The organism is Empedobacter sp. UBA5036 (assembly GCF_002415215.1).
Lineage (GTDB): Bacteria > Bacteroidota > Bacteroidia > Flavobacteriales > Weeksellaceae > Empedobacter > Empedobacter falsenii_B.
This window is the reverse complement of the sequence record NZ_DICC01000040.1, coordinates 44,041-62,748: the sequence shown is the minus strand read 5'-3', so window position 1 is coordinate 62,748 and position 18,708 is coordinate 44,041. Positions and strand designations below refer to the sequence as shown.

Below are 18,708 nucleotides of genomic sequence, written 5' to 3'. Positions count from 1 at the left end.
AGTTAGTAAGATACTACCTTAATAAAAAAACTCTTCAAGAATCTTGAAGAGTTTTTTTATGTATTTATAATTTTAATATTTATCGAAGTGTAATCACATTTTGACCAACTTTGTATCCATTTTGGTAAATATCGATTTTATATTCACCTTTTGGAAAGTCATAATCAACCCAGTCAAAATTAACTCTTGAACCAGACATATTATTGTAATTAACTTTTACACGATCAGAATATTCTACAGAAGATCCAGAACGTAAAGTTGTTTCACCTGCATCAGCACCTTTAAATTTTCCTATCTCGCCGCTTGGTTTATAAATAGATACATACAATTCTTTGGTTTCTGAAGTCGCATTCAAGTTTTTATCCAAATCAAAAGATACTCTAACTTTATCAATTCTTCTTGCTCGCGTTGTTTCCACTTCTTTTCCGCTTGATTTTACTCTCAAACCTTTAATCGTATAATTTGAAATCGATAAAGTAGAATTTGTCTCTTTGATTAAATTCTGATGATTTTCTTTTTCAGTACTCAAATTTGATTCAACAGTTTTTTTCTGCTCATTCAAATGAGAATTTTCCGAAGTTAACTCTGTATTCTTGTTTGTCAGCTTTTTATTTTCGTCTTTCAAGCGAACAATTTCTTCTTTATAAACTTTAATATCTGCTTGTAAAGAGGTTATCAAACGTTTAGCACGCTGCAACTCTCCATTTGTAATGCCTTCTTTATTTAAGATTGATTGAATCTCTTTTTGTTTCTCCAAAATCAATCGATCTTGATAACTTAAAGAAGAATCTTTTTTTACAACTCGAGTTTTAGCATCATCAAAATCTGATCTAATTATACGTAATTCTTGTTTCAGAATTTCTCTAGATCGTTCCAAATCATTGATATCACTTTGCATTTCTATCGAAGATTTTGCATTTGCTTCTTTAGAATATACAATATACCCAATAGCTAATAACAAGGATACTGCTAAAACAGCAATAATAATATTCTTTACGAATTCATTTTTATGTTTAGGGTTTGTAGAGGGCTCGAGATCTTTGTATTCAGTCATTTTAATTATTTCGAGGAAAAATTATTAAATCAAAAATTAAACCAATTTTATAATAATCAATAACTAATGTTAAATTTAACATTTATAAATTGTAATAAAACTTGATAAATAAAGACTTTTTAATCGTTTGTCTCTTTTTTAATGTCTTCAGAAGCTTCGTCTAATTTATTTTCGGCTTTTGTTTTTAACTCATCAGCTTTTTCTTCCAATTCTGTTTTTTCTTCTTTAAAAGTTTCTTTCAAATCCGAAACTTTCTCTTTCACAAAAGCACTTGTTTCTTTCATTTGCTTTTCCGCAATATCTTTTACTTCGTTATAATCTTGTTTCGATCTTTCTTTAAAATCTCTAGCGGCTTCTTTCGATTGTTCTTTCAAATCACCCGAAGCATCTTTTATATTATTGATTGTTTTACGCGCAAAATCCGATGCGTCATCTGCAATCAATGTTCCTGCTTTTTTTACAGTTGCCGAAACATCGTCAAATTTATCTCCCGCAACATCAATCGCAGTTTCAGTTTTTCCTAAAATTCTTTTCAAAAAAGTTCTAAGTCCCATAATAATTTATTTTGTTGATTATTTTCAGTTTAAATTTACAGCTTCATTCGCAATTTTAGAAAGAATTAATTTAATTTTTTATTTAAAAATATGAATTTCAACTATTTTAAACGATATTATCTCCGAATTTTAATGTTCAGTTTACTAACTATTTTTAGTTGTAATCCGAAGAAAAATCAATCCGAAACACATCAAAATACTTCATCCGAAGAAATATCCTTCAAATATTCGACCAAAAATAAAAACTTTGTCAGCGCACATCGTGGCGGAAGTGGAATACATGGTTTTCCTGAAAATTGTGTCGAAACTTTTGAACATCTTTATCAAAAAGGAATTCAAATTTTTGAGATTGATGTTGCCGAAACAAAGGATAATCAACTTATTTTAATGCACGATAATTCGTTGCAACGAACAAGCACAGGGCGACAAGATGTCAATCAAGTTGACTTAAAAACCATTAAGGAATACTTTTTGGTAGATGATTTTGGACAACAAACGTCATACAAAATTCCGACTTTTGCAGAAGCACTAAATTGGGGAAAAAGTAAACCAATTTATTTTATGGTTGACATCAAAAAAGGTGTTGATTATCGTGATATTGTAAAGACAATAGAACAAGCAAATATGCAAAAACAGGTTGTTTTGGTGACGTATACAGTTGGTCAAGCGAAAAAGTTACATCAACTTGCGCCTGATATGTTATTGTCTGTTTCGATGCGAAACGAACGAGAATTTAATGAAATGATGAACAGTGGAATTCCGACTGACAAAATGGTTGCATTTACGGGAACTCGACGCAATGACAAATCATTTTTAAATAAAATTCATGACAAGGATATTTTGGTCATTTTTGGGACGTTAGGAAACTTAGACAAAAGTGTTTCGGCGAGAAATGGACAACTTTACCGCGATTTAGAAAAAGATGGTGTCGACATTTTTGCAACAGACAGAGCAATGGATGTACATCAAACGATTAATAAAAATTAAATGGAAACAATATCACTTAAGGATTCAAATTATTTTTCAAAATTGATGCTAAATTATATCAATCAAGACGAGGATTTGAAAAACTTCTACAACCTATTTCCAACCAAAGAAAACTATATAAAACAAGCGAAAAATAAGCTTGGACATTATAAAAATAGAGCAATTCTTGTTGAACAAATTTCGAAACAATTAGGTCATTTAGATTTATCGGAAAAGCAACAAAATAATCTACAAAAATTAAGAGAAAAGAATACAGTAACAATTACGACTGGACATCAATTAAATTTATTTACAGGTCCAATTTTCTTTTTTTATAAAATTTTGCAAGTTATCAAAGCATGCGAGGAATTGAATAATGAACAAAGTGAAATCAATTTTGTTCCGATGTTTTGGATGGCGACAGAAGATCACGATTTCGAAGAAATTAATCATTTCAAATTTGGAGATCGAATTATTCATTGGGAAAAAGAGTTTGGCGGACCAGTTGGACGTTTATCAACAGATGGTTTACAAAAAGTTTTTGATTCATTTTTGTCATTAATTCCAAATGGAAAAAAGAAAACTGAATTGCAAAATTTGATTGAAGCATCTTATTTATCGAATGATAATTTGACAGATGCAACACGAAAATTGGTTCATTTATTGTTCAAAGATCTTGGATTGTTGATGATTGATGGAGATGATAAAGAATTGAAAAAACTAATGATTCCCACTTTTGAGGAAGAATTAATTGAGTCAACATCATTCAAAAAAGTAATACCTCAAAATGAGAAATTAGAACAATTGGGTTATTCTATTCAAGTAAATCCTCGTGAGATAAACTTGTTTTACATCAATCAAAATAATTCTCGTGAACGTATTGTTGAACAAAATGGAACGTATTTTGTCAATAACACTTCAATCAAATTTTCGAAAGAAGAAATTATTGCCGATTTACATCAAAATCCAGATAAATTTAGCCCAAATGTGATTTTGAGACCATTGTACCAAGAAACAATTTTACCAAATGTTGCCTATGTTGGCGGCGGTGGCGAAATGGCTTATTGGTTACAACTGAAAGAAATGTTCAATCAATTTGAAGTTGATTTTCCACTTTTAGTTTTGAGAAATTCATTGTTAATCCGAACTGAAAAACAATACGAAAAACAACAAAAATTAGATCTATCAAACGAAGATTTATTTTCGAATAGTTTAGCAATCACAAAAAAACGTTCGATAAATTCATCAGAAATTGCTCCAAAACTTCCTGAATTGGAAGAAGAATTAAAAAGCATTTTTGAACGTTTGGAACATTTGAGTTCGTTAACAGAATCTTCTTTTGCCGATATGATACAAGCGCAGCGTACAAAACAATTGAAAGGTTTTGAGAAAATAAAACAACGTTTGGTGCATGCAGAAGTGAAAAAAAATGAAGATTTATTGAAGAGAATCGAGCAATTATTAAATGATCTTTCTCAACAAAATGGTTTGCAAGAACGTGTGAAAAATTTTGCTGATTTTGATTACATTAATATTCAGTATTTCATTGATTTTATTGAAGATAGTCTTCGACCTTTTGAATTTGAGTTCATCATAAATACATTGAAAGAGGAACTCTAAACAAAACATAATTTGTATATTTGACCACGAAAATTCATCTAAATGAAAAAAATATTAGCTTTATTGTTATTTGTTGGTGCATCAGCACTTTATGCTCAACAAAAAACGCATACAGTTCAAGCAAAAGAAACCGTTTACGGAATTTCGAAGCAATATGGTGTTTCGCAAGAAGAATTGTATAAAGCCAATCCTAAAATTGAAAAAAATGGGATTCATCCAGGTGATTTGATTGTGATTCCAGGTAAAGGAACTACGACAACCAAACCAACTGAAACCAATACACAAACGACTCCGTCAAACGTAAATACTTCAGACGATAATTATCAATATATTACAATTGAGCCGAAAGAAACGGTTTACAATTTGACAAAAAAATATAAAATTTCGGAAGAAACATTGAACTCATTAAACCCTCAAATCAAAGAAAGAGGTTTAGAAGTTGGTGACGTAATCAAGCTTCCAAAAGATGTGACAAACAAAGTTTTTTCTGTTCCAAAAGGAACACATTTAATCAAAAAAGGAGAAACTTTATACACTTTAGCAAAACAATATAATGTAAGTGTTGACGATTTATATGCAGAAAATCCAGCTTTACAAACAGGTGTAAAAGAAGGAATGGTGATTACAATTCCTAAAAAATCTGGTTCTGTTGTGATTGAAGAAAATACGATCAATTATGTTGTTCAGAATGGAGATTCGGCTTACGGAATTTTAGAAAAATACAACACGAATTTAGATGAGTTATTGCGTTTAAATCCTGATTTAATCAATGGTTTAAAAGCTGGAATGACACTTAAAATTCCATTGCAAAAAAATGCTAAAATCATCAAATACGGAACTGCAGGAAAGTTGAAACGTGCTAATGACAATGAAATTAATGTTGCTATTATGCTACCTTTTGATGTTGCAAATAATCCGCAATTAAAAAATTCGCAAGCAATGCAATTTTTTACTGGAGCTAAATTAGCGTTGACTCATTTGGCGAAAAAAGGTAAAAATGTAAATGTGAAAGTGATCGATACGAAAAACGGAAACTTACAAGATATTCTATCAACAACAGATTTTAGTAAAACGGATGCTGTTATCGGCCCATTGAACACGTCTGATATTACAGAAGTTGCCAACTTCTTCAGTAATTCTGGTATCGCTGTGATTTCGCCTTATGCAAATGACGATTCGTTAAATTCTTTCAATGATTTATTGATTTCTAATCCAAAAGATGAAGTAATTGCAGATCAAATCATCGAAGAAATTGGGAAAAACTTTGCTGGAGAACAAGTTTATTTATTAACAAATCGTGACGATCAAGAGTTAGCAAGTTATACGAAAAAACAATTAGAAAAACAGTTGAAAGCAAATGTTGTGATTGTAGATAGCGCAGCAAAAATTGTTCAACCACACGACAAAGTAAACGGCGAAGATTATTACACACCAATTATCACAGTTTTAGTTGGTGATGATGATAATTTGGGAAAACAATATTTAGAGAAATTAAAAACATTTAACAAAGACAATATCAAAGCCTTCGGGATAAAATCAGTTTCGGTTTATGATGTTTATAGTGCAGATAATGCGAAGAATATTGATGCATTCCGTGAATTTGGTTTTGTGTTTAGTACTGCGCGATTAATCAATACAAGAGATACGGAAGTACAAAGTGTAATCAAAGATTTCAAGGAAGTTTATTGTGAATTTCCGACACGTTACGAGCAATTAGGTTACGACGTAACTTACGATATTGTGGACAGAATGAATAATAAAGGTGATGTTACCAACAATATTACAACAGAAAATACACGTTTGGCATCGAAGTTTGCATACAAAAAAATAAGCGGAAGCAAAGCTTATACGAACGATGCAAGCCGAATTGTACGTTTACCTAAAAAGTAATTTTATCAAAAATTATATACCAAAAAGCGATGCTAAAATTTAGCATCGCTTTTTCTTTTTATCAAGATTTAGAATTAAAACCTTGTATTGAACGGATTTTTTCTAAATTTGACTATGCACAAACTTAAAGACAATTTACTCGTAAAAGTTATTCTTGCCATTGTACTTGGAATTTCACTCGGCGGAATAATACCAGAAGCTATTGGTCGTATTTTTATGACTTTCAATGATTTTTTTAGCGAATTACTTAACTTTTTAATCCCATTAATCATTGTTGGATTAATCGTTCCATCAATTGGAAGATTAGGACAAACAGCCGGAAAATTATTATTAGCAACCGTTTTAATTGCTTACGGATCAACCATTTTTTCAGGATTACTAGGCTACTCAGCGAGTATGTCTATTTTTCCACAATTATTAGAACATCAAACTGGGCAAATTAATTTAGCAGAAAAAGCCAAAGAATTTACACCATACTTTTCGATAGAGTTTCCTCCGTTATTTGATGTAATGCCAGCTTTGGTATTTTCATTTCTTTTCGGAATTGGATTATCACGATTAAAAGATTCGACTTTTGGAAAATTTGCAGATGATTTCGAAGAAATTATTACGTATTTAATTCAAAATTTAATCATTCCATTATTACCAATATTCATTTTCGGAATCTTCTTGAATATGTCATATTCAGGGCAAGTGGTAACAATTATGAATGTATTCCTTAAAATAATTGGTGTAATTTTCGTGCTACATGTTTTCTTGTTAGTGCTTCAATTTACAATTGCCGGAATTATCGCAAAAAAGAATCCATTTAGCATGTTGAAATTGATGTTACCTGCTTATTTCACAGCATTAGGAACACAATCTTCTGCGGCTACAATTCCTGTAACAATTGCGCAAGTAAAGAAAATTGGAGTTCGCGACGAAATTGCCAATTTCGCTGTGCCGTTGTGTGCAACAATTCATTTATCTGGTTCGATGCTAAAAATCGTTTGTTGTTGTTTAGCATTGATGTTAATCCAAGGAATAGAAATTGATTTTGTTCAATTTTTAGGATTTATCATGATGCTTGGAATTGCAATGGTTGCAGCGCCTGGAGTTCCTGGTGGAGCGATTATGGCAGCAATTGGTATTATTGCGTCGATGTTAGGATTTAATGCAGAAAATCAAGCGTTGATGATTGCACTTTATATCGCAATGGATAGTTTCGGGACAGCAGGAAATGTGACTGGTGACGGTGCCATCGCTGTAACATTGAATAAATTATTTAAAAAAGAAGTTCAATAAAAATATAATTTTAACCCAATAAAAAAAGAGTTCCAAAAATTATTTCGGAACTCTTTTTCGTTTGAAAATATTTAAAATAAATGAAGAATGTTTATTGTAATCCAATTCCTCCTCCTTGGTTTTCTGTTTTATTCTGTTGAGCTTCGGCTCTTGATTTTACCTTACCACCGAAGTTGTAATTAAATCCTAAATAAAATGTTCTTGATTCCCATTTGAATTTTGCAAAACCTTCGTATGGATTATCCATATTAACACGTGCTTTCATTGTATTGAAAATATCATTTACACGAGCTGAAAATGATGCTTTTCCTTGCATAAAACTATATTTTATTCCTAAGTCCATACGCCACATATCTAACATTTCTCCTTGTAAAAATTTATTTTTACCTCTGAAGAATCCAAATTGTTGTAAACTTAATTGTTTTGTTAATGTATAAGTATTATTCATTCTCAATGACAATGTATTCGCTGTAATTTTCTTAACAACAGGATTATTATTTTCATCCTCTATAACACTTTGCATTTCTGATGAAGTAAAATCTCCGGCAAGATAAGTACTCATCCATTTAGTTAATTTATAGTTCCAACTTGCTTCAACTCCATAACTATTCACTTTATCATAGTTCATATTATATTGTATAAAAGCTGATTCTACTTCTGGATCTTTTTTGAAAGTCTGAATAATATTATCAGTTACATGACGGTAAAATAAATTTCCTGAAATTGATCCTTTTTTCAATTGTTTCAAATACCCTAATTCAATTGAGTTTGTATATTCTGGATTAAGTTCTGGATTACCTTTACTTGACATTAAAGCTGTCGTAAACTGAGGTACAGGTGTTAACTGATACATTCCTGGACGATCAATTCTTCTACTATAGTTAAATGATAATTGATCCTTTTCTGTCAAATCATATGTTAAGAAAGCAGATGGAAATAAATCTGTATAATCTTTTTTCAAAGTTCCAGAGTTATTAGGCGCAAATAACCAATTTCCATCATCCTCTACACGTTCTAATCTCAATCCTATTTGAGCTCCGAATTTGTTAAATTTTTGTTTATAATTCGCGTAACCCGAGAAGAATTTACGCTCAAATTCAAAATCAACATTTGGATTAAAGTTTACAGCATTTTCAGTAATTACATCTGTAGATCTTAAAATATTATCATTCGTTTCTCTTCTGAATTGTAAACCTGCTTCTAATTTTCCAGCATCTTTTATTTGATTCGTATAATCTAAATTGATTCGAGTATTCGTTGTTTTATCATTTCGATATTCTTGATAGAACTTACTTTTTGGGTATGTGTTGGTGTAATCTCTATCATCATCTTCTTTACTTGTCGAATAAAATGCATCCAAAATAATATTATGATCTTCTTTTTTGAAATCATGTTTGAAGTTTAAACTATAATCCGAACTTTTTGAATCTGACCAAATATCATTTCTATTCAAATCATTTTTTACACCTTGTAAAATATTTGTATTAATTAACGCATTATGATCTCCATTCCATTGATTTGTATAAACTGTCAATGCATTTTGATCATTAATAAACCAGTCAAAACCTGCTTTATAAGATAAATTTCTATTTTTATTATTCTGAATATCAAACAACTGATCTATATTATCAGAATAATTCTGACCAATACCATTTTGTTTAGATGGACGATCTGCATAATTTACATTACCAAATAAATTGAACTTTCCTACATTTACGTTTGCATTAACAGATGAATTGAAACGTGATTTTTTACCTTGCTCGTATCCAGCAATCAAACCAACATTATACCCTTTTTTCTGCCCTTTTACCAATACGATATTAATGATTCCAGATTTTCCATCAGCTTCATATTTAGCAGACGGATTTGTGATAATTTCTATACGTTGAATTTGATTAGAAGGAATTTGTTTCAGTAATTGAGCTGCAGATTGAGACGACGGCTTACCATCTACATAAACTTTTACATTTTCATTTCCTCTCAACGATAAAGCACCTGATTGTTGATCAACATTAACTGAAGGAATATTATTCAGAACCGATGCAGCATCTGTACCAGCAGAAACTAAATCGTTCCCCACTTCTACAACACGTTTATCTATTTCATTACGATATTGTGAAGTTTGCGCACGAACAAATGCTCCTTTCAGTTCAACTGTTTCGGCTTTTTCTGCTTGTAAAATGATGTTACCTAAATTTAACTCACCTCGTTTTACTTCTGCAGTTGTTACAGATTGTTGATAACCAAATTCTGTAATCACCAAACGATAACTTCCGTCTTCTAAATCTGGAATCTCGAATGTTCCGTCTGCGTTCGTATACACTTCATCGAATAATTCTTTTGAATCTGCTTTATAAATCTGAATCGCAGCCATACCAACCGCTTCATTTTTTGCATTTTCAATCTTTCCTTTCACAGGATGTTGTTCCTGCGAGAATCCGTAAATAGAGCAAACGGAGAAAAGAATAGCTAAAGTAAATTTGTTTAATCTCATAGTTAATATTTTTTAATAGTACTATGTTTTACATAATACATAATAAGAGTTGTCCGTACTTTTTCCTAATTAGACGTTTTAAAAAATGTTTTGTTACAAAATATTTAACCTTTTTTTATTTTTCAAGTACTATGTTTTGCATAATACGTAAACCTAATCGTTGGATGATTTTACTAATAAGACGCAACAACTTCAATAATGTTACAAGAATTTTTAATTTTTTTTAAAATTTTTTTCCTCGACTGAAAAACTTACATTTATCATTCAATTAATATTAATCAAAAAATTGCTAAAACATTGAGTTCAATTGTCATATTAGGTGCGGGAAATGTTGCGTTTCACTTAACTCGTGCATTAATCGAAAACACTTGCAATGTTCGACAAATTTTCAATAGAACATTAGAACACGCTAGAGAAATCGGAGAAGCAAATAGAATTTCGTATACCGATAAAATTTCTGAAATAGAAAAAGCAGACATTTATATTATTGCGAGCGCAGATTCTGGAATCGAAGAGTTTTCTCATTATATTCCGTATGATGATGTTTTGGTTGTACATACTTCTGGTTCGTCTCCAATGTTTGTTCTGAAAGGCGATTACCGAAAAGGCGTTTTTTATCCGTTGCAAACTTTTTCGAAAGAAAGAACAATGCGTTATGATAATATTCCGTTTTTTATCGAAGCCGAAAATCCTGAGGATTTAAAGACGTTGAATGATTTAGGAAATCGAATTTCAAACGAAGTTCACGAACTTAATTTTGCAAGTAGAATGCAAGTGCATATGACAGGTGTTTGGGCAAATAATTTTGTCAATCATTTATATTATATCGCAGGAAATATTTGTGAACAAAACAATGTTCCGTTCGATGTTTTGTTGCCTCTTATACAAGAAACAGCAAATAAAGTGATCGAAATGAGTCCTAAAGATGCGCAAACTGGTCCAGCAAAACGTGGAGATCAAGTCATTATTGATCGTCATTTAGAGGCCTTACAAGATGATTCGAGATTATTACAGATTTACCAAATATTGACAGATTCAATCAAACGAGTTTACGAAAAATGATAAGTTATAAAGAAAAACTAAATAACATTAAAACCGTTATTTTAGATGTAGATGGAGTTTTGACAGATGGAAATTTAATTTTATTACCAACTGGCGAAATGGTGAGAACAATGAATACGCGTGATGGTTATGCGATGCAATTAGCCATCAAACAAGGAATTCGTATTGCGGTGATTACAGGCGGAAGAGATGAAGCTGTTGTAAATCGTTTAAAATATTTAGGCTTAACTGATATTTATGTAAACAAACGTGATAAAGTAGAAGCTTTCGAAGATTTACTTTTTTCTTATGGATTAGATCCTGATGAAATTGCTTATATGGGCGATGATTATCCAGATTTAGCTGTGATGAATTTAGTTGGATTATCAGCTTGTCCTAACGATGCGTGTATGGATGTGCGCAAAGCTTCGGAATATATTTCACCAGAAAACGGTGGAAAAGGTTGTGTTCGCGATTTATTAGAGCAAATCTTGAAAGTTCAAAACAAGTGGTATAATGCAGAAGAAATTGCTTCTGTATAAAAGTTTTTGAAATGTTATTAACAGAAAAATTTAAAAATACCAACATCATTTTGGCATCACAATCGCCAAGAAGAAAAGAACTTTTAGCTGGATTAGGATTGCAATTTTCGACAATTTCATTGGATATTGACGAAACATTTGATCGCAACGAATTCAAGAAAGAACAAATCACCGAATATCTTTCCGCTAAAAAAGCAAAAGCTTATACTAATATTCAACCAAATGATTTGATTATTACGTCGGATACAACTGTTTGGGTGGATGATGATTCGTTAGAAAAAGCTTCGAATAGAGAAGAAGCGTACGAAATGATTAAAAAATTAAGCGGAAAAACACATTCTGTTTATACATCAGTTACAATTCGTTCTTTAGAAAAAGAAGTTACTTTTTCAGACGAAACGCAAGTTACTTTCGCAGATTTAACAGATGAAGAAATTTATTTCTACATTGATAATTACAAACCTTTCGATAAAGCGGGCGCTTATGGAGTTCAGGAATGGATTGGTTACATTGGTGTGGAGAATATGAATGGAAGTTATTTCAATGTAATGGGACTTCCAACGCACAAACTATATAAAGAATTAGTAAAATTCTAAACATATAATCCAGCTCCGGCTGGATTTTTTTATTATTTGTCGTATTGAACTTGTTTCAATATCGCATCAAGAAACAGAAAAAAATTAAGCAAACTCAAAATAGCACTAAAGTAAAAATCATTCTGATGAAAAGAGGAATCTAAGATTTTTCATTTCTCTAATGCTACATTCAAAATGACAAAAAACTTACATCATTTCACTTTCTTCCGAAACTTTATTAATTATCGTATTTTTGTTTTTCTAAAAAATCAATTTTATGAAGGTCGGTTTATATTTTGGATCATTCAATCCTATTCATGTCGGACATTTAATTATTGCCAATCATTTTCAACAATTCACCGATTTGGATCAGGTTTGGTTTGTGGTTTCGCCTCAAAATCCATTGAAGAAAAAAAGTTCTTTAGCAAATGAATATGATCGATTAGAAATGGTAGAATTAGCGATTAAAGATTATCCTAATCTTCGTGCTTCTAACATCGAATTTACGTTACCAAAACCTTCTTACACGATTGATACATTAATTCATCTAAACGAAAAATTTCCTGAGCATGACTTTGCGTTGATTATGGGTTCTGATAATTTAGATGGAATTTCAAAATGGAAAAACGCTGAGATTTTAATGCGCGATTATCAAATGTATGTTTATCCGCGTCCTGGTTATTCGCAAGAAGAAAATTTGGATAATGTCGAAATGGTTGAAGCGCCTTTGATGGAAATTTCTTCTACATTTATCAGAAATGCAATCAAATATGAAAAAAATATAAAACCTATGTTACCTCCAAAAGTTTGGGAATATTTGGATGGAAGTAATTTGTATGGATAAATTTAATGTGAGAATTTGAAGGTTATGGACTGGGAAAATTTAATAGAATATGAATCATTAAGAATTCAAAAACAATTTGCTGGTGAAATTCGGTTTGGTCCAACTTTTTTCTCGCTTAATTCTAATCCAGAAATTAAAGAATTGAATAGTAAAATCTTTGGAGATTGGTTTTATAAACACAATTCAACGATATATTTACAACAATGGAATTCTACTAGAAATCCAGATATAAATCTTATTTCAATAAATATATTTACACTTGAATATAAAATTGTATTAGAAAATATAAAATCTGTTTTTGGGAAAATGAGATGCAGAAATAATCAATTATATTTTGTAGATAAATACAATAAAAAAGAATATTTAATCACAGCATCATGACACAACAAGCTACTATAAATAATCTAGAAGAATTAGTTCCTTTATTTGATGCGTATCGTCAATTTTATGATAAGAAATCTGATGTAAAAGCAGCGGAAAAATTTCTAGAAGCCAGAATTGTAAATGACGAATCGGTTATCTTTTTAGCCTATAATAAAGACGAAAAAGCAGTTGGTTTCGTACAATTATTTCCTTCATTTTCATCTACTCGAATGAAACGTTTCTGGATTTTGAATGATTTATTTGTTTCACCAGAATTTCGCGGACAAGGTTTTTCAAGAGAATTGATAGAAGAAGCAAAAAATCTGTGTCGCAAAACAGATGCTTGTGCAATGTTGTTAGAAACAAGTGTTACGAATGATATTGGAAATTCATTATATCCAAGTGCTGGATTTCAATTGCGTGATGATGCAAATTTTTATGAATGGGAAGTTTAACCAAATTGACGTTTCAATTCGTAGATAATATCTTCTAATCCATTTAATTTTATTTCATAAACAGTGGATAAAAGAATTCCTAATTTCCCTTTCGGAAAACCACCTTTACCAACAAACCATTCCAAATAAGAAACAGGTAAATCGCACAACAATCGCCCTTCGTATTTACCGAAAGGCATTTTAGTTGTGACAATTTCTTTTAATATTTCGGGACGAAATCCTTCCATTATTTTACTACAGTTCCTTTGTACGTCGACATTCCATCTTTGAAATTCTTCGCATTTTTGAAACCTTTTTCTTGCATTTTTTCTGTTGCTAATTTTGCTCTAACACCAGATTTACAATAAATGAAATAATTCTTTTTTGTGTCTAATTTCTGAATTTCTTCTTCGAAATTTGGATTTTTAACATCAATGTTTACCGCTCCAGGAACATGACCTTCAGCAAATTCTTCAGGTGTACGAACGTCTAACAAAACATTCTTTTTGTTCTTGAAATTGATTTCATTTACATTGTCTAAAGTCGAAGTTACTTCTTCTATTCTCGCTTCTTTTCCTTCTGAACTTGACGAATTGCTTGCACAAGAACCTAAAAAAAGTGTTCCTGCAATCATTGCAACTCCTAAAATTTTATTTACCATTATATTGATTCATTGTATTCCCTAATCCTTGAAAAACAAACGACAAAACTGCATCAGCAGCCAAATTTAATCGTTCATTCATTTTTTCATTTTCTTCTGCCGACCAATCGCCTAATACGTAATCCACTTGTTTACCTTCCGAAAATTCGTTTCCTACACCAAAGCGTAATCGCGCATAATTTTGTCCGCCAACTTTATTTTGAATATCCTTCAAACCATTGTGTCCACCATCGCTACCTTTTCCACGCATACGAATTGTTCCGAAAGGCAAGTTCAAATCATCTGTAATGACAAAAATATTTTCTAACGAAATATTTTCTTTTTTCATCCAAAAACGAACCGCATCTCCACTCAAATTCATGTATGTATTTGGTTTTAACAACGTAACTGGACGCGCTTTATATTTAAACTGTGCTACTTCACCAAAATTTGATGGTGAAAATTTAGCATCAACTTTTTTAGCAACTTCTTCAACAACCTTGAAACCAATATTATGACGAGTATTTTCGTATTGAGCACCAATATTACCAAGCCCAATAATCAGATATTTTTGCATGAAACAAAATTACATCTTTTTGCAATGATTAGAAATAAATATTTACCTTTGCTTTAAAGTCTACTGAATTGGTATAGATTTTGTAAATACATGAAATCGATAAAAAATTATCATGAGAAAAATAATTAGCGTTTTAATATTATTTGTTGGAATTAATGCATTTTCGCAAAAAATTCCGTCAGTGATGAAAACTGAATTTCCCGCAACAGCTTTGCAAGATAGCGTAGTTGATTTAGAAGGAAATTCGGCAACCATAGAAAAAGTTTTTTCAAACTATAAAGGAAAAATTGTCTTGTTGGATTTATGGGCAACTTGGTGTGGAGATTGTATCAAAAACATGCCTGCTTTGAAATCTTTGCACGAAAAAAATCCTGACGTAACCTTTGTTTACCTTTCAATGGACAAGAATGAGGAAGCTTGGAAAAATGGTATTAAAAAATATCAAATTGAAGGTCAACACTTTTACTTAGGAAACAACTGGAAAGGCAATTTTGGCACAGGGATTGATTTAAATTGGATACCAAGATATTTGGTTCTTGATCAAAATGGAAAAATTGCAGATTATTACAGCGTAAAAGCTGATGATCCTAAAGTTCAAGAAACAATTGATCGTTTAAGAAATAAGAAATAAATAGTTTATAATTTACCAACCAAATGGTGATTGAAATTAAAAAATCAATCACCATTTTCTTTTATTAATCATTAGAAATCAATATCTTTCATAGAATAAAAATAAATATTCTATAATTTTTTATAGATCATTTTTTGTATCAAACTTTTAGTTATTATTGCATTGATTTTAATACCCTTTTTATTTATATGAAAATATGCTTCGTAATGTATCCTTGGGACAAGGTTGAACCAGGAAAAGACACCACTATGCGAATTATTAAAGAATGCGTAGATCGTGGATTTGAAGTATCCTATTTAACAAAAAAAGATATCTCTATTGCCAAAGGCAAAGTTGTAGGAAACTGCAAAAAGATGATAACTACAGAAACAAATGATTGTGTTGAGTTTTATCACACCATGAAATTTGAAAGTAGTATAAAAGATTTGACCGAATTTGATATAATTTTTATGAGAGCCGATCCACCAATTGATCCGCTTTTGTTGAATATGTTAGAATTAATCGAAGATAAAGTTTTCTTCGTGAATAAAATTTCGGGATTACGTAAAGCAAATAATAAAATATACGCCGCATCTTTTGATGATGGTCTAGAAACAATTGTTCCTCAAACACTTATTACAAAAGATATTGATTTGATAAAATCGTTTGTAGAAGAAAATAATTTCGAGAAATTTATCATCAAACCTTTAGACGGAATGGGTGGTAAAGGTGTTATACTTTTCGAACGAAAAAATATTGGTAACTTAAGCTCGATTTGCGATTTTTATATCAATCATACCGGATATTCTCAGCCTATTATTTGTCAAAATTATATAGAAGGTGCAGAAAAAGGTGATGTTCGCGCTATTGTGATTAATGGTGAACCGATTGGTGCAATTATGCGTGTTCCTGCAGAAGGTGACCACCGTTCTAATATTTCGGCTGGTGGTTCTGCGATTAGACACGAAATGAGTGAACATGAGTTAGATTTATGCCGTAAAATAGGAAAACAATTAAATGAAGATGGAATCTATTTTTGCGGAATTGATTTGATTAACGGTAAAATGGTTGAATTGAATGTCGTAAGTCCCGGAGGAATTGTTCCTCACAATAATGTAAACAATAACACGGAGATACAAAAACAAATTGTTTCGATGTTATTGGAGAGATATAAAGAATTTAAAGCATGAAAACCTTAAGTATACAGCAAATTTTAGATAATATTGAGAACGAAATTGTATTTGAAGCTTATGCAGAAGACGAATCATTCAAAATAAAAATTGACGAATACATTCCTTACGTTTGTGCAGCTATTCACGATGGTGGACAAATGCGTGACGATATTCGCGAAAAATGTTTATTGAGTAATTATGAGCGTTGGTATGAAGAAGATCCACATACTGCTGAGTTTATCGAAACTTTTCCTGTTCTTATTCAAGGATGTGATTCTCGATTTGAATACGATCTAAATCGTGGTCCAGAAACTGCTGTGTACGAAGAAGCTTGGGGAAAACAGGTTTGGAAAGAGCCTTTGTCGGTTTCTCAAAAACAAAAAAGTATTGCAAAACATCACGCTTTTTATGAAGTTTTAGAAGCTTTAATCAACAAGCTTGAAACTAAATTTAAGTCATGCTTGGTTTATGATATTCATTCGTACAATTGGAAACGCTGGGATCGTCCGGTTCCTGTGTTCAACATTGGTGCGGAACGAGTTGATAACGAACGTTACGGAAATTATGTAGAAAGTTGGCGCGATGAATTGGCAAATATTGAGTTAGAAAATATTCACAATTATTCGGCGATTAACGATGTATTTTATGGACGAGGATATTTGTTAGAATTTGTTACAAATCGATTCAAAAATACGTTGGTTTTAGCGACAGAAGTTTCGAAAATTTATTGTGATGAATTAACTGGAGAATCTTTTCCGGAGATTATTAACCAAATAAAAGAAGGTTTCAAATCGGCAATTCTTAACCATGCTTATGAGTTTGTAAAAACAGAAACGACGTACAAAGTAGGTTCTAAGCAAGTAAATATTTTGCACAATGAATTAGAATCTGACTTGGTTAAAATTGATAAACAATTGTATCAATTGGTTCAGAATTTTGAATTGTTAAGTGTTATCAATCCGATCAATTTAGAATTTGAAAAGAAGAAATTTTTAGCTTCAAAATATACATACGAACCACAATTTAAATACAATCCGCTTAACATTGATCCATTCGAATTTAAACGAAAATTATCGAATATTAAAGTCGAAAAAATCAATGATATTAGTATTCAAAATATGTATGTTAATACGATTAACGCTTATTTTGATAAGGTCGATTTATTAGCCAATCTTGGTACGGATAAATTCTTATACAATTCGTTGCGTTACTTTGGCGAACCATCCAAAAAAGATATCGAAAATGCGAACTTTATCCTTTATTGTCCTGAATTTAGAATGGATAAACAAGGAAATTATACAGAGGAAGAAGTGGTTAATCTTTTTAGAAATGCTACAAATGATTATGGTTTCAAATTTGACATCGAAGTTTCGGATGATATCGCATCAAAAGCACTTGTAATCAATAGCAAGAGAAAAGTTGTGATTAAACGTGGCGTTAAGTTTGACAAACGTTTTACAAATGGTTTAATTGAGCACGAAATTGGAGTTCACATGGTGACAACCATGAATGCGTTGGATCAACCATTAAAAATCTTTAGTATTGGTTTACCTGTAAATACATTAACTCAAGAAGGTTTAGCAATTTTAAGTGAATATTATTCTGATTCTATTAATCATAGCCGATTAAGAGAACTTGGTTTACGCGTTATGGCAGTTCATATGTTAACAAGCGGAAAATCGTTCAATGAAACGTTTATGGTTTTGATGGAAGAATACAAAATGCAACCAGAAGACGCATTTTATCTGACAACTCGCGTTTATCGTGGTGGTGGTTTTACAAAAGATGCACTTTACTTGAAAGGTTTGAAAACGATTTTGAATTATGTCGATCAAGGACGTTCTTTGGATAATTTATTGATTGGAAAAACTTCAGTTGAATACATTGATACAATTGACGAATTAGTTGAACGTAAAATGATTAATAAACCAAAATATCATACCAAAATTTTCAAAAAACATCTTGAAAATCCAGAAATCAACCCTATTTTACAATATATTTTTAACGGAATAAAAGATTAAAAAATAAAAACCCACTCAAATTTGAGT

General features: G+C 31.1%; 19 protein-coding genes. 13 read left to right on the top strand and 6 right to left on the bottom strand.

Features of this window, described 5'->3' with window-relative positions; all coding sequences use genetic code 11:
- Positions 1-79 precede the first annotated feature (79 nt).
- Together B4J88_RS07280 and B4J88_RS07275 are read right to left on the bottom strand one after the other, a co-directional pair.
- Complete coding sequence (locus B4J88_RS07280; protein ID WP_291067060.1) at positions 80-1,054, bottom strand: hypothetical protein; 975 nt, start codon at positions 1,052-1,054, stop codon at positions 80-82.
- 119 nt (positions 1,055-1,173) lie between these two features.
- Complete coding sequence (locus tag B4J88_RS07275) at positions 1,174-1,608, bottom strand: hypothetical protein (RefSeq protein ID WP_038336372.1); 435 nt, start codon at positions 1,606-1,608, stop codon at positions 1,174-1,176.
- A gap of 132 nt (positions 1,609-1,740) precedes the next feature.
- On the opposite strand from B4J88_RS07275, the gene B4J88_RS07270 reads away from it, so the two are divergent.
- The 4 genes from B4J88_RS07270 to B4J88_RS07255 all read left to right on the top strand — a co-directional run bounded on the left by B4J88_RS07270 (position 1,741) and on the right by B4J88_RS07255 (position 7,368).
- Positions 1,741-2,595: a glycerophosphodiester phosphodiesterase family protein gene (locus B4J88_RS07270; protein WP_291067058.1), complete on the top strand. Its 855-nt coding sequence runs from the start codon at positions 1,741-1,743 to the stop codon at positions 2,593-2,595.
- Positions 2,596-4,194 (top strand): bacillithiol biosynthesis cysteine-adding enzyme BshC, encoded by a 1,599-nt coding sequence (bshC, locus tag B4J88_RS07265; protein WP_291067056.1) that lies wholly within the window; start codon positions 2,596-2,598, stop codon positions 4,192-4,194.
- A gap of 42 nt (positions 4,195-4,236) precedes the next feature.
- Complete coding sequence (locus tag B4J88_RS07260) at positions 4,237-6,084, top strand: LysM peptidoglycan-binding domain-containing protein (protein ID WP_291067054.1); 1,848 nt, start codon at positions 4,237-4,239, stop codon at positions 6,082-6,084.
- A gap of 114 nt (positions 6,085-6,198) precedes the next feature.
- Positions 6,199-7,368, top strand: a complete 1,170-nt coding sequence (locus B4J88_RS07255; RefSeq protein WP_221855609.1) for a dicarboxylate/amino acid:cation symporter — start codon at positions 6,199-6,201, stop codon at positions 7,366-7,368.
- Positions 7,369-7,459: 91 nt separating this feature from the next.
- Here the strand turns inward: B4J88_RS07255 and B4J88_RS07250 are convergent, their stop codons facing one another.
- Positions 7,460-9,862: a TonB-dependent receptor gene (locus B4J88_RS07250; RefSeq protein WP_291067050.1), complete on the bottom strand. Its 2,403-nt coding sequence runs from the start codon at positions 9,860-9,862 to the stop codon at positions 7,460-7,462.
- A 297-nt stretch (positions 9,863-10,159) separates the two neighbouring features.
- Between B4J88_RS07250 and B4J88_RS07245 the strand changes: the two genes are divergently transcribed.
- The 6 genes from B4J88_RS07245 (at position 10,160) to B4J88_RS07220 (ending at position 13,682) form a co-directional block, all read left to right on the top strand.
- Positions 10,160-10,924 carry a Rossmann-like and DUF2520 domain-containing protein gene (locus B4J88_RS07245; RefSeq protein WP_291053100.1) on the top strand — a complete coding sequence of 255 codons (765 nt, stop codon included), beginning with the start codon at positions 10,160-10,162 and terminating at the stop codon, positions 10,922-10,924.
- Complete coding sequence (locus B4J88_RS07240; protein ID WP_114998734.1) at positions 10,921-11,445, top strand: KdsC family phosphatase; 525 nt, start codon at positions 10,921-10,923, stop codon at positions 11,443-11,445. Before B4J88_RS07245 ends, B4J88_RS07240 begins: the two co-directional genes overlap by 4 nt.
- An 11-nt stretch (positions 11,446-11,456) precedes the next feature.
- Entirely contained in the window at positions 11,457-12,041 is a 585-nt protein-coding gene (locus B4J88_RS07235; RefSeq protein WP_291067048.1) for a Maf family nucleotide pyrophosphatase, read from the top strand.
- A 256-nt stretch (positions 12,042-12,297) separates the two neighbouring features.
- The gene (nadD, locus tag B4J88_RS07230) at positions 12,298-12,864 is read left to right on the top strand and encodes a nicotinate (nicotinamide) nucleotide adenylyltransferase (protein WP_291067046.1); all 567 of its coding nucleotides are present in this window, start codon (positions 12,298-12,300) and stop codon (positions 12,862-12,864) included.
- Positions 12,865-12,888: 24 nt separating this feature from the next.
- The gene (locus B4J88_RS07225) at positions 12,889-13,245 is read left to right on the top strand and encodes a hypothetical protein (RefSeq protein WP_038336388.1); all 357 of its coding nucleotides are present in this window, start codon (positions 12,889-12,891) and stop codon (positions 13,243-13,245) included.
- A complete protein-coding gene (locus B4J88_RS07220; RefSeq protein ID WP_038336389.1) occupies positions 13,242-13,682 on the top strand; it encodes a GNAT family N-acetyltransferase in 441 nt (146 codons plus the stop codon). Before B4J88_RS07225 ends, B4J88_RS07220 begins: the two co-directional genes overlap by 4 nt.
- Here B4J88_RS07220 and B4J88_RS07215 read toward each other — a convergent pair.
- The 3 genes from B4J88_RS07215 to pth are packed head-to-tail and all read right to left on the bottom strand — an operon-like array spanning position 13,679 to position 14,878.
- The gene (locus B4J88_RS07215) at positions 13,679-13,909 is read right to left on the bottom strand and encodes a DUF3820 family protein (RefSeq protein WP_038336390.1); all 231 of its coding nucleotides are present in this window, start codon (positions 13,907-13,909) and stop codon (positions 13,679-13,681) included. The genes B4J88_RS07220 and B4J88_RS07215 overlap by 4 nt on opposite strands.
- Entirely contained in the window at positions 13,909-14,322 is a 414-nt protein-coding gene (locus B4J88_RS07210) for a rhodanese-like domain-containing protein (RefSeq protein WP_280035392.1), read from the bottom strand. The genes B4J88_RS07215 and B4J88_RS07210 overlap by 1 nt, the downstream gene beginning before the upstream one ends.
- A complete protein-coding gene (pth, locus tag B4J88_RS07205) occupies positions 14,312-14,878 on the bottom strand; it encodes an aminoacyl-tRNA hydrolase (RefSeq protein ID WP_286474801.1) in 567 nt (188 codons plus the stop codon). Before pth ends, B4J88_RS07210 begins: the two co-directional genes overlap by 11 nt.
- A 112-nt stretch (positions 14,879-14,990) precedes the next feature.
- Here pth and B4J88_RS07200 point away from each other — a divergent pair, with 112 nt between their 5' ends.
- The 3 genes from B4J88_RS07200 to B4J88_RS07190 all read left to right on the top strand — a co-directional run bounded on the left by B4J88_RS07200 (position 14,991) and on the right by B4J88_RS07190 (position 18,681).
- Complete coding sequence (locus B4J88_RS07200) at positions 14,991-15,509, top strand: TlpA family protein disulfide reductase (RefSeq protein ID WP_114998723.1); 519 nt, start codon at positions 14,991-14,993, stop codon at positions 15,507-15,509.
- Positions 15,510-15,697: 188 nt separating this feature from the next.
- A complete protein-coding gene (gshB, locus tag B4J88_RS07195; protein ID WP_291067040.1) occupies positions 15,698-16,678 on the top strand; it encodes a glutathione synthase in 981 nt (326 codons plus the stop codon).
- Entirely contained in the window at positions 16,675-18,681 is a 2,007-nt protein-coding gene (locus tag B4J88_RS07190) for a flavohemoglobin expression-modulating QEGLA motif protein (RefSeq protein WP_291067038.1), read from the top strand. The genes gshB and B4J88_RS07190 overlap by 4 nt, the downstream gene beginning before the upstream one ends.
- The last annotated feature ends 27 nt before the right edge of the window (positions 18,682-18,708 follow it).